Source organism: Glycomyces luteolus (genome assembly GCF_027622875.1).
Lineage (GTDB): Bacteria > Actinomycetota > Actinomycetes > Mycobacteriales > Micromonosporaceae > Glycomyces > Glycomyces luteolus.
The window spans coordinates 110,232-122,524 of record NZ_JAPZVP010000013.1; the positions used below are offsets into that span (position 1 = coordinate 110,232).

9 protein-coding genes are annotated in these 12,293 nt (G+C 71.4%); 7 read left to right on the forward strand and 2 right to left on the reverse strand.

The features are described 5' to 3' along the window. The first annotated feature begins 47 nt into the window (after positions 1-47). The 5 genes from O1R50_RS16845 (at position 48) to O1R50_RS16865 (ending at position 5,817) form a co-directional block, all read left to right on the forward strand. Positions 48-2,201: a hypothetical protein gene (locus tag O1R50_RS16845; protein WP_270111284.1), complete on the forward strand. Its 2,154-nt coding sequence runs from the start codon at positions 48-50 to the stop codon at positions 2,199-2,201. Between the two features lie 62 nt (positions 2,202-2,263). Further along, a complete protein-coding gene (gene dcd, locus O1R50_RS16850; RefSeq protein WP_270111285.1) occupies positions 2,264-2,839 on the forward strand; it encodes a dCTP deaminase in 576 nt (191 codons plus the stop codon). A 99-nt stretch (positions 2,840-2,938) separates the two neighbouring features. Further along, a complete protein-coding gene (locus O1R50_RS16855) occupies positions 2,939-3,784 on the forward strand; it encodes a mechanosensitive ion channel family protein (protein WP_270111286.1) in 846 nt (281 codons plus the stop codon). Positions 3,785-4,065: 281 nt separating this feature from the next. Continuing rightward, positions 4,066-4,653, forward strand: coding sequence for a TetR/AcrR family transcriptional regulator (locus O1R50_RS16860; RefSeq protein ID WP_270111349.1), 588 nt, complete (start codon positions 4,066-4,068; stop codon positions 4,651-4,653). 258 nt (positions 4,654-4,911) lie between these two features. Next, positions 4,912-5,817 carry a hydroxymethylglutaryl-CoA lyase gene (locus O1R50_RS16865; RefSeq protein ID WP_270111287.1) on the forward strand — a complete coding sequence of 302 codons (906 nt, stop codon included), beginning with the start codon at positions 4,912-4,914 and terminating at the stop codon, positions 5,815-5,817. 249 nt (positions 5,818-6,066) lie between these two features. Here the strand turns inward: O1R50_RS16865 and O1R50_RS16870 are convergent, their stop codons facing one another. After that, on the reverse strand, positions 6,067-6,675 hold the full coding sequence (locus tag O1R50_RS16870; protein ID WP_270111288.1) for a hypothetical protein: 609 nt from the start codon (positions 6,673-6,675) through the stop codon (positions 6,067-6,069). A 201-nt stretch (positions 6,676-6,876) separates the two neighbouring features. On the opposite strand from O1R50_RS16870, the gene O1R50_RS16875 reads away from it, so the two are divergent. Continuing rightward, a complete protein-coding gene (locus O1R50_RS16875; RefSeq protein ID WP_270111289.1) occupies positions 6,877-9,678 on the forward strand; it encodes a helix-turn-helix transcriptional regulator in 2,802 nt (933 codons plus the stop codon). A gap of 207 nt (positions 9,679-9,885) precedes the next feature. Here the strand turns inward: O1R50_RS16875 and O1R50_RS16880 are convergent, their stop codons facing one another. Further along, positions 9,886-11,268: an MFS transporter gene (locus O1R50_RS16880; protein ID WP_270111290.1), complete on the reverse strand. Its 1,383-nt coding sequence runs from the start codon at positions 11,266-11,268 to the stop codon at positions 9,886-9,888. Between the two features lie 209 nt (positions 11,269-11,477). On the opposite strand from O1R50_RS16880, the gene O1R50_RS16885 reads away from it, so the two are divergent. After that, positions 11,478-12,080, forward strand: coding sequence for an NADPH-dependent FMN reductase (locus O1R50_RS16885; protein WP_270111291.1), 603 nt, complete (start codon positions 11,478-11,480; stop codon positions 12,078-12,080). Positions 12,081-12,293 lie beyond the last annotated feature (213 nt).

Here is a 12,293-nt window from a genome sequence, read left to right on the forward strand (position 1 = left end):
TCATGCCAGGACGGCATCGGCCGGACGGCTCGTGTTGAATCCTGGTCGTGTTGAATGAACGGGTGCTGCTCGTTCTGTGGCTCCTGATACTGCTTCCGGCGCTCGCCTACGCCCTCCGCCCCCGCGACGGAGCCGTCCTGGCCCCCGCGAGGCTCGCCGTCGTGCGGGCATCGATCCTGCTGGGGGCGTACGCGATCGGCGTCGTCGAGGTCGCCTCCGCCTTCACCGCGCTCACCGCGCCGACGGTCCTCATCGCGTGGATCGCCGCGACCATCGCCGTGATCGCTGCCGTGCTCGCCCGCTGCGTTCGGGACGTAACCCCAGATGAGGGCTCCGGGCCGTTCGCGCGCCGCGGCCAGCCGCTCGACGCCCTCCGCGAGGAACTGCGGTCCCGCCGCGGCGCCACCCGCCGCACCTGGCGGCGCACCAAGTCCGCCGCCGCCGCGGCCCCCGCCTGGCAGTGGGCGCTCGGATGCGTCATCGCGATCCTCGCCATCAGCGTCGCCGTACTCGCGATCGGCTCGTCCCCCAACAACTTCGACTCCCAGACCTACCACCTGCCGCGCATCGAGCACTGGATCCAGAACGCCAGCGTCGCCGTCTACCCCACGGACATCCACCGGCAGGTCGACATCGGGCCCGGCTCCGAATACCTCCTCACCCACGTGCGGCTCCTCTCCGGCGGCGACGGCGCCTACAACCTCTTGCAGTACCTCGCCGCGATCGGCGCGGCCCTCGCCGCCTCCCGGATCGCCGCGCAGCTCGGCGGCGGCCCCGTCGCCCAGCTCGCCACCGTCTTCATCCTCGCCACCACCCCCGAAGTGCTCCTCCAGGCCTCCAGCACCCAGGTCGACCTCGTCGCCGCCGCCTGGGTCGCGTGCCTCGCCACGATCGTGCTCGACGAATTCACCCGACCCGGGGACGCGAGCGGGATCCTCCATGTCGCCGCCCCCCGCTCCGACGCCCTCTACCTCGGGCTCGCGCTGGGCCTCATCGCAGTCACCAAGAGCACCGGGCTGCTCGCCGCCGCCCCGCTGCTGCTCGTGTGGGGCATCGGACGGCTCGTGCGCGACGGCCACCGCCGCCGCCCCTGCCTCTGCGGGCGCAACCCCCAGCAGTGCTCCCGCTCCGACGCCTCGCGCGCCGCCATAGCCCGCGCCGCCACGGTGGCCGCTTCCCTCGCCGTCCTCGCCATCGCCCTGATCCTGGTGGGGCCGTTCCTCGTCCGCATGCAGCAGACCTTCGGGCACCCGCTCGGCCCCGACGTGCTGCGCGACTCGATCGGCGTCCAGACCGCCGACCCGCGCCTGCTCCTCATCAACGGCCTGCGCATCGCCCAGACCAACCTCGACACGCCCCTGTTCTTCCTCTCCGACGCGTTCGCCGCCGCGATCAGCGGCCTCGCCGGCCTCATGGGCGTCGACCCCAACGACCCCCGGATCACCTTCGGCTCCACCCAATTCCCCGTACCCGCCTGGTACCCCGACGAAGACCGCGCCGCGTTCCCCGTCACCGGCCTCGCCGCCGTCGCCGGACTCGCCTGGTTCGCGGTCAAAGGCCCCCGGCTGCGCCGCGCCTACGCCGCCGCGCTCGTCATCGCCTTCATCGGCGTCGTCTGCACCGTCTCCTGGCAGCCCTGGATCAACCGGCTCGTCATGTTCCTCGTCGTCCTCGGCGCCCCCGCCGCCGGACTGCTCGCCGCCGGCCTCGTGAAGGGCTTCGCCGCCACCGCCCGCGACCGGAGCCGCCGCCGCGCCGCCTGCGTCCTCGTCACCGTGATCGCCGTCGCCGCCTCCCTCGCCGGCGTCCTCACCGTCGCCTACGGCTACCCCCGGCGCCTCGCCGGAACCTGGTCCGTCTTCAGCCTCACCGACATCGAGGAGCGCTTCGTCCGCCGCCGCGAATGGCTGCCCCAGTACGAGGAGGCCGCCGCCGCCGTCGCGGCCGCCGAACCCGAACGCGTGGGCCTCGTGCAGGGCAACGACTCCTGGGAGTACCCGTGGTGGATCCTCCTCCCCGAGGACACCGAGATCGTCGCTCTGCAATCGATCGTCCCCGGCGAGGAGCCCGCCGACCCCTCCACCGTCGACGCCATCGTCTGCGCCGAAGACCTCGAGGAATGCGAGGACCTCACTCCCGACGGCTGGGAGTTCCACGACCTCGGCACCGTCGCCTACGCCCTCCCGCCCGCCGGATCGTGAGCCGCGCACGCACCCCAGGGCCCGTTGAGCTGCGCCTACAGGCTTGGCACTAACCTGAGGCCATGCTGCTTAGCGACCGCGACATCCTCGATGCCGTCAAGAACGACCGCCTCGGCATCCAGCCGTTCGAAGACGAGCTCGTGCAGCCCTCCAGCATCGACGTCCGGCTCGACCGGCGCTTCCGGGTCTTCAACAACCAGAAGTACACCCACATCGACCCCTCCAAGCAGCAGGACGACCTCACCGCCGAAGTCGAGGTCGGCGACGACGAGCCGTTCGTGCTCCACCCCGGCGAGTTCGTGCTCGCCTCCACCCTCGAGGTCTTCACCCTCCCGAACGACCTCGCCGCGCGCCTCGAAGGCAAATCCAGCCTCGGCCGCCTCGGCCTGCTCACCCACTCCACCGCCGGGTTCATCGACCCGGGCTTCTCCGGGCACGTCACCCTCGAGCTCTCCAACGTCGCGAACCTCCCCATCACGCTCTGGCCCGGCATGAAGATCGGGCAGCTCTGCGTCTTCCGGCTCTCCAGCCCCGCCGAGAACCCGTACGGCGCCGGCGCCAACTTCTCCCGCTACCAGGACCAGCGCGGCCCTACCCCGTCGAAATCGTGGATGCACTGGCGCACTTGGCCCACCTAGGCTGCATTTGTCCGTAATCACCGTTTCTACTTGCACAACCGTCAAGCGTTTCTCACGCGAATCGCTGAACACGGGTGTCATTCGGCCTAACCTGCGGTTATGGACATCTCGCAGAGCTTCCAGAACATGTGGGACAGCGTCATCGCCTTCTTGCCGCGTGCGCTGGCCTTCCTGGCGATCCTCCTCATCGGCTGGATCGTCAGCAAATTCATAGGCAAGATGGTCGGTAAGCTGCTCCACCGTGTCGGGCTTGACCGCGCCGGCGACAAATCCGGGCTGCGGCGCTTCACCGGCAAGTTCGAGCTGAGCGACCTGCTCGGCAAACTCGTGTATTACGCGTTGCTGCTGTTCACGCTGCAGCTGGCTTTCGGAGCATTCGGGAACAACCCGGTGTCGAGCCTGCTGAACCAGCTCGTCGGCTGGCTGCCGCAGCTGTTCATCGCGCTGGTCATCATCGTGGTGGCCTTCGCGGTCGCCAACGCGGTGTACGAGCTCGTCAGCGGCATGCTCGCCGACACCAGCTACGGCAACACCGTGGCCCGGATCAGCCAGTTCGGGATCATCTTCTTCGGCGTCGTCGCGGCGTTCGGCCAGGTCGGGATCGCCACGACGGTGACCACGCCGATCTTGTGGACGGTGCTGGCGATGATCGCGGGCGTCGTGATCGTCGGCGTGGGCGGCGGGCTCGTCGGCCCGATGCGCCAGCGCTGGGAACGGATGCTCGACACCGCCGAGACCGAGGCCACCCGGAGGAAGACGACCGGTGGCATGCGCCGCGGCGACACCACCTCGCCGATGTCCAAGACGTACCGTTCCGGCCGGTACGGGGCCGAGACCGACGCGCAGGCGCCTTCGGGGTCGATGCGCGAGGACACCACGCAAGGGATGCCGGGCGCCGGCGCCGGGGTCGAGTCCGAGCGTCCCATGCCGCCGAACGAGCCGTAGCCACCGCGCCGGGAGACGATGTGTCCGGTCTCCCGTGGTGGTGACACGCGGCGCCGACCGGCGGGCGGCGCCGCGAATAGGGAAGCACTGCTCGGCACACGGCCGCGCTCCGTTCTCGGAGTGCGGCCGGCCCGCGTTCGGGGTCGACTTCGGGCGCTCCTACCTCGCGGCGCTGCGCCGGCGGCGGTCCGGCGCTCGATTCACCGCCTGCACACCCGGGGAAAGTGGGCTTTTGCTCCCTGCTTGCGCGAGTACGCGCGAGTAGCCTCATCGAGGTGGACATGAATGGCGATAACAGGGGCGGTTCCAAACGCCGCCGCGAGATCCTCGATGTGGCCGTCAGACTGCTCGCCAAGCACGGGTACCACGGAGTGTCGATGGACGACATCGGCGCGGCCGCCTCCATCACCGGGCCGGCGCTGTACCACCACTTCAAGGGCGGCAAGGAGCAGATGCTCGCCGATGCGCTCATTCCCGTCTCGGAGCGGCTGCTGGCCGGCGGGCGGCACTGGGCGTCGCTGCACTCGGAGGACCCGCAGGCCGCGCTTGAGGCGCTGGTCGACTTTCATCTCGAGGTCGTGATCGATTCGCCGGAGATCGTCATCCTCCATCTGCACGAACTCGACCGGCTCCCGGAGGAGCCGCGGCGGCAGGTGCGCAAGCTCCAGCGCGTGTACGTCGAGGAGTGGGTGGGCGTGCTGTGCCGCCTGCGGCCGGGCCTCCAGCCCGAGCAGGCCCGCGTGCTCGCTCACGGCGCCTTCGGCCTCATGAACTCGACCCCGTACCTCTCCCTGGGGGACGAGGTCAGCGCCGACGAGACGGCGGCCCTGCTGCGAGCGGCGGCCCTGCGAGCCCTCGACCCGGGCTAGCCTGCTCGGGCTTTCCGGCCCCGCCCGCTCACCACCGCTGTCCGCGATCGCCGTTTCTCCTGCCGATCGTGTCTTTTGCGCGCCTCGCTGCCGTCGGGCGCTCGTTGGATGTCGGTCGACGCGAGGTGTTGACCTTGTCGGGCCCGGTCGCGCCTTTGCGGCACCTCCTTTCCTGTGGGCGTCCGTCCCGTATTTCGGGATCGGGGGTTAGCATGGGCTGATGGGCCGCAACGGTTCGCGGCCCGGGGAGGCGGAGCGATGCACCAGCCCGATCGGGTCTCATTGCGCGAGGTCGCCCCGCGCGACGGCCTGCAGAACGAACCTCCCGTCCCGACCGCGGACAAGATCCGGCTGATCGATGCGCTCTCGCGCACCGGCCTGGAGCGGATCGAGGCCGTGAGTTTCGTGAGCCCGAAGGCCGTGCCGCAGATGGCCGACGCCGCCGAGGTATGGGCGGCCGTCGAGAAGCACTCGGGCATCCGCTACAGCGCACTCGCCCCCAATCTCCGCGGCGTGCAGCGGGCCCTCGACGCCGGGTTCACCGCCGTCGAAGTGGTCGTCTCGGCCTCCGAGACCCACAACCGCGCGAACATCGGTCGCAGCGTCGACCAGTCCCTCGCCGAACTGCCCGACATCTGCGGCCTGGCGCGCGAGCAGTTGGCCTCGATCGAGGTCATCATCGCCACGAGCTTCGGCTGCCCCTTCGAAGGCGACATCGCACCCGCGCAGGTCGCCCGGATCGTGGAGGCGGCCGAGGCTGCAGGGGCCGGTCGGGTCGCGTTCGGCGACACCACCGGTATGGGCACCCCTCGCCGCGTCACGGAACTGCTCGATGCCGTCGACACCGCTCTGCCGATGCTCATGCACTTCCACGACACCCGGGGGACCGCCCTCGCCAACCTCCTCACTGCGCTCGATCGCGGCGTCGTGGAGTTCGACGCCAGTGTCGGTGGGATCGGCGGCTGCCCGTTCGCTCCAGGCGCCTCCGGCAATGTGGCGACCGAGGAAGTGGTCCACATGCTCCACGACATGGGTGTGGAGACCGGTGTGGACCTCGAAGCCCTCATCCGCACTGCCGAACTCGCCCAAGAGATCGTGGGCCGTCCGCTCGAATCCGGCGTCCTTCGCGCCGGACCAAGGACGAGTCTGACGCCGAAACCTTAAGCCAGGCTAAAGCCGCCTGAAGGCGGCTTCAGGAACCTACAGCGCAGTCCCGCGGCCCGGATGCGATTGGCGGACATGGGGAAGGCCCCGGGGTCTCGAACCTCCCCGGGGCCTTCTTCCGGACACCGCCACAGGACGGCCGGTGCCCGCGCGCCGGGTAAAACCTCCGAATACCCGGACGGATCTCGTCGTGACATTCAAGCCTCAGAGCGCCCGTGGAGCTCAGGCGAATCTCACGTCACATTTCTCTCACACGGCGTTGTCATCCGGGACATATTCCGCGAACTTCCATGCCGCGAGCACCGCCGCGACCACCACGAGACCGAACACGCCCCGCCAGCCGTACAGCGGCACCGCGAACAGCGCGCCCACGCCCGCCGCGATCCCGGCGAGGAGCGCCGCGGCTGACAGCACCACCGAAGCCGAGCCGTCCCCGACCTCCGCGGCCGCCACCACCCGCCCCGCCAGCGCGATCGCGAACCCCGCGGCGATCCCGAACGCCCCGGCCGCGCCCACCGCGAACCCGAAGCCCGGGGCCAGCGCGAGGGCGACGGCGCTGAGCGCCAAGGCCCCCAACGCGATCGACCCCGTGTAACGGGCACGTCCGAGTGCTCCGGTGCGTCGAGTGGCGTTGGCGGCCACCACCAGGCCGATCGCCAGGGCGCCGAGGGGCCACAGCCGCGTGCCCGGTGAGGCGTCGAAGGCGGCGGCGATGTCGGTGATCAGGAACGCGGTCACCGCGGCGGCCGCGTAGGCCACGGCCTGCGCGTAAGCCGCCCACAGCGCCGGCGCCCAGCGGAGCGTGCCCCGCGAAGGCGCTGCGTCCCTTGGCGTCTGGGTCTCTGTCGGTGCGGTCATGCCGTCGACGCTAAGGCCGCGCGCGCCCGCGCGCCCCGGTCGGGCGACTGGGCCCGGCGACTGGTCCCCGAACCCGGTCGGTGCGGGCGTTCGACCTGGTGGCGGGCGTCCCAGTCGACCCCAGTCGAATGACAGATGCGGGCCGTCGGTACTCGTGGCTACCCTGGAGGAGTCCCCGGTCGTCCTGAGGATGGAGCCGCCGTGAAACCCATCGCCGACAGCACGCGCGCGCGCCAGGACGCCGCCGGTGCCCCATCGCTCCTCGACGAGCCCGACCTCGATCGCCCGGTCCTGTACGGCCGCGACGCCGAGCTCGATTCGATCCAGGCCCTCCTCGACGGCGCCCGCGTCGGCCACGGCGGCGCGCTCGTCGTGCGCGGCGAGCCCGGGATCGGCAAGTCCGCGATCGTCGACGCCGTCATCCCGCGCGCCGAGGGCTTCACCGTCCTGCGCACCCTCGGCGTCGAGGCCGAGCACACGTGGTCCTATGCGGGCCTGCAGATGCTGCTCCACCCGCTGCTCGACCGCGTCGACCGTCTCCCGGCCGCCCAGTCCGAGGCGCTGCGCACCGCGCTCGGCATGGGCGACGGCACCGGCCGCGCCCACTCGCTCCAGGTCGGCCTCGCCCTCTTGAACCTCCTCGTGGACGCCTCCGCGAAGCAGCCCGTGTACGTGGTCATCGACGACGCCCACTGGCTCGACCGGGACTCCACGAACGCGCTCCTGTTCGCCGCCAGGCGCCTCTCGACCGAGTCGATCACGATGGTCCTGGTCGTACGCGACGGCTTCGCCCCCGACTTCCCCGCCCCCGGCATCCCCGAGATGACCCTCGGCCCGCTCGACCTCGACGCCTCGCAGGCGATCCTCGACATGCGCACCGACGAGATCCCCTTCACCGGCCGCGACTGGATCCTCCGCATGGCGGAAGGGAACCCGCTGGCGCTCTTGGAGCTTCCGGCCGCCGACAACGAGGAGTCGCTGCTGCGCGCCGACACCTCCAACAGCCGCTACTCCACGACCTCGCGCATCAAGCAGGCGTTCACGGAACGCATCATCGCCCTCCCCGAGAGCACGCGCACGATCATGCTGCTCGCGGCCGCCGAGGAGACCGGTGAGACCGCCGTGATCGCCGAGGCCGCCGCGAAGCTCGACGCCAGCCTCGCCGACCTCGAACCGGCCGAAGTGGACGATCTGCTGCGCTACCACCGCGGCCGCATCGAGTTCGTGCACCCCCTGATCCGCTCCACCGCCTACCACTCGGCGCCCCGCGCCCGCCGCATCGAAGCCCACCGCGCGCTCTCCGAAGCGTTCGGCGACGGCGACATCCGCGCCGCCCGCCACCTCGCCGCCGCCACCACGGGCCTGGACGAGAAGGCCGCCGCGGCCCTCGAATCCATTGCGTCCTATGAGGCCGAACGCGGCGGCTGCGTCGCCGAGATGGCCGCCCTCGAACGCGCCGCGAGCTTCACCCCCGACCCCTGCCGCCGGGCCCGCCGCCTCACCGAGGCCGCCCAATGCGCCTATGTCGCAGGCATGACCGGCAAGGCGGTCGAACTCGCCGAGGCCGCCGAGCGCCTCACCGACGACCACGTGCTCCTCGCCCGCACCGCCCTCATCCGCGCCACGATCCTCTCCTGGGCCGGGAACTCCAAGGGTTTCGACGTGTGGATGGACTCGGCCGAGCACTACGCCGCCACCGGCCACGAGAACACCGGCTACCCGCTCCTGCGCGGCGTCTGGAACGCCTGGGAGACCGGCGATTTCACGAAGGTGAAGTACGCGTCCGGGCTCGCCTCCAAGTACGGCGGCTCCAACAACGCCTGGGTGCGCCGACTCGCCCGTGCCGCCGCCGGGCTCAACCGCCAGCCCGACGACACCGCCGGGGAAGCGGTCGACGCGCTGCGCTCCCTCTACGACTACTACCAGCCGCTCCACGAGGACTTCCAGGCGTTCGACCAGGTTCTGGCCGCGCGCTGGCGGTTCCTCGCCGGTGACGTGCCGGCCGCGCACCAGGCCGCGGCCGAGCAGGTGCGGGCCTGCCGTGAGCGCGGCGCGCTGAGCCCGCTCGTGCAGGCGCTGCTGGTGCAGGCGCAAACGCAATTCCACTATGGACGATATGCGGACGCGCAGGCGTCCGCTTCCAGCGCGATCGAGCTGGCGCACGAGCAGAACGACCGCCGGGCGCTCATGCAGGGCCGCATCTGGGTGCTGCTGCCGATCGCCGCGATCAGGGGCGAGGAGCGGCGCTGCCGCGAGCTCGTGGCCGCCGCGATCCAGGACGCGCCCGAGGACTCGGTGATCCCTGCCGACACCGCGCTGGGGCTCTTGGAGCTCGGGCTCGGGCGGTACGAGGCCGCGTTCGAGCGGCTGCTGCGGATCGCCGAGGGCGTCACGCCCATGGAGGTCCTGATGCAGGTCCCGACCCTCGTGGAGGCCGCGTTCCGGTCAGGGCGGCTCGCCGAGGTCAAGGAGGCGTTCGACTGGTTCGCCGACTGGGCCGACGCCACCGGGCGGTCCTACTGGGAGGCGCTCGTGGAGCGCTGCCGCGCGCTGTTCGCGACCGAGGCCGAGGCCGGGACGCACTTCGCGCGGGCCGTGGAGCTGCACCGCGCCGACGACATCGACCCGTTCGAGCGGGCCCGCACCGAGCTGCTGTACGGCGAATGGCTGCGGCGGGTGCGGCGCATCAACGAGGCGCGGGCGCACCTGCGCGAGGCCACCGAGGTGTTCGAGCGGCTCGGCACGGTGCCGTGGACGCAACGGGCCCAAGGGGAACTGCGCGCCGCGGGCGACTCGACGGCCGTCGAGTCGAAGCCCGACCTCGCCGAACTCCTGACGCCGCAAGAGCTTCAGGTGGTGCGGCTGGCCGCCGACGGGCTCACCAACCGCCAGATCGGCGAGCAGCTGTTCGTCAGCCCCCGCACAGTGGGCTACCACCTGTACAACGCTTACCCGAAGCTCGGCGTCTCCTCGAGGACGGAACTGGCGAAGCTCGACCTGTAGGCCGCGGCGGGGCATTCGGGGCGGGTCCATCCGGCTCCCGTCCACAAGCCCCACTCACCGCCCGTCCACAAGCCCCCACCCACCACGAGAGGGGAAGCGGCTGTAGCGCCGATCCTCCCGGCCGGGTACGACAAGACCCGGGCCCGATCCGGGCCCGGGGCGTCGTTTTTCACTCGAACAGAGTAGTGAACCCGAGGAGGCCCCGAATCACGGCGCCGCCGGCACCGGTGTCCGCCACGGTTTCGTCGTCGCCTGGAGCGCCGCGCCCAGGACGAGCATCGCCGCCACGGCCCAGGCCGAGAACCGGTACCCCTCCACGCCCGTCGAGCCCAGGCCCCAGGCCAGCGCCGCCAAGACCGGGCCCACGGACGTGCCGATCGTGCGGGTCGTCGCCATGAACGCGCCCGCGGTGCCCGACTGCTCCGCCGGGGCCGAGTCCAGCAGGTACGCGTTCATGGGGCTGTTGAAGAGCCCGAACGCCAAGCCCAGCAGGGCGATCCGCACCCCCAGGTCGACCAGGCCGGTGTCCGCCTCCACGAACAGGAGCGGCACCACCGCCGCGATCACCAGCCCCGCGCCCGCCAGCGAGACCCGGCCGGGCCCGAACCGGTCGGCGAGCCACCCGGCCACCGGCGTCATCGCGGCCACGCCGCCGATGAACGTCAGCAGCACCGTCGACACCAGCTCCGGGCGCACCCCCTGCACGTCCGTGAGCAGGAACGGCAGGCTGAAGTTCAGCAGGCCCGTCACCGCCGACAGCAGCGTCAGGCTCAGCAGCGCCCCGCTCACCTGCGGCGACCGGAGCAGCGCCACCGTCGGCGCCGACGTCTTCTGCCGCACCCACACCGTCGCCAGGGCCACGCTCGACGCCAGGGCCGCCAACGAGATCCAGGGCGCCGAGTCGACGTACTCGAACGCGAGCAGGAACGCCGCGATCGCGCCGCCCGAGGTCGCCGTGTCCATCAGCAGCGCCCGGTCCGGCCGCGGCAGGCCTGTCCCGTTGCTCGGCACCGACACCGCCACCGCCACGAGCGCCGCCGCGGACATGGCCGCGTGCACCCAGAACAGGCCCGGCCAGTCGAAGGCCGCCATGATGAACCCGCCCGCACCGATCATGCCCATGCCGCCCACCGTCATGAGCAGCGCGATCACGGACATCGCCCGGCCCCGCTGCTCCGGCGAGGCCGAGGTGACGATGATCCGCCCGGTCATGCCGAACAGCAGCCCGCCGAGGAGACCGCCGGCCGCGCGGGCCGCCAGCAGCAGCCCGAACGTCGGCGCGAACGCGGCGGCGACCGAGCCGACCGTCAACGCCCCCATCGCGAATACCGCGACCGCCCGCAGGTCGGCGCGGTCGGCGAGCCGCCCGGCGGCGATCGCCACCGCGCCCATCGGCAGCGCGTAGGAGAGCAGCACCCAGGCCGTCGCGGCCTCGGTCACGTTGAAGTCGGTGCGGATCGCCGGGAGGGCGACGGCGAGGGTGGACATGCCGCCGGCGACGACGAGCTGCGCGAAGCCGACGGCGAGGATCGCTCCCCATCGGGTGGTGGTCGCGGCCTCCGGGGCCGCCGTGGTTTCCGTGGAAGTCATGGCGGCCACGCTAAGCGGCGGCCGACCGGGCCCGCATCCGTCGCTCGACGGGCACACCCGACCGGTCACTGCGCCGCGGGCCGCCGCGCCGGGCCGGCGGCGGCGTGGCCGACCGGTCCAGTCGCGCCCCAGTCGGCCGACAGATGTCCCGCCGGTCGAACCGTTCGTAGCGTCGGATCCGAACCAATCAGGCAAAGGAACGGAACATCATGAGCGACAGACTCAACCTCGGCGTCATCATCGGCTCGACCCGCGAGGGCCGCTGGGCCCCCGCCCCCGCCAAGTGGATCGCGGGCGTCGCCGAGCAGCACGGCGGCTTCGACGTCGACCTCATCGACCTCCTCGACGCCGACCTGCCACAGCACCTGGTCGAGGACGACATGTGGTCCACCGAGGCCGACCCGTCCGCGCCCGTCGCGGCCCTCTCCGAGCGGCTCCACCGCGCGGACGCGTTCGTCGTCGTCTCCGGCGAGTACAACATGTCGATCCCCGCGTCCCTCAAGCACGCGATCGACTACTACATGAACGAGTGGGCCGCCAAGCCCGTCGCCATGGTCACCTACGGCGGCAAGATCACCGGCGGCCAGAACGCGGCCCAGCACCTGCGCCAGATCTTCCCCGAGCTGCGCACCATGACCATCCGCAACTCGATCGCGTTCCCGCGCTTCTACCAGCACTTCGACGACCGCGGCGAGTTCACCAAGTTCGGCGAGACCGAACCGGCCGCCAAGACCCTCCTCGACGAACTCCACTGGTGGGCGCTGGCACTCGCCAACGCCCGCAACGCGACCCCGCTCCCCAGCCCCTTCTAGTCCCCGCCGGACCGGGTTGAGGGGCTGCCCTGCGGATCAGGTCATCCGGCCCGTTGGTCCGCGCCGCGTTGTCGGCCCCCCCGATGCAACACCGGTATCGGGGGGCCTTCCGCGGCGATGCTTGCGAGCCGTCAATCAGTAGAGCGAGAGCGAACGAACGGACTCGGATACCGCCGCTCCCCGATCCGCAAGGGAGTCCCTAGGCAATACGTC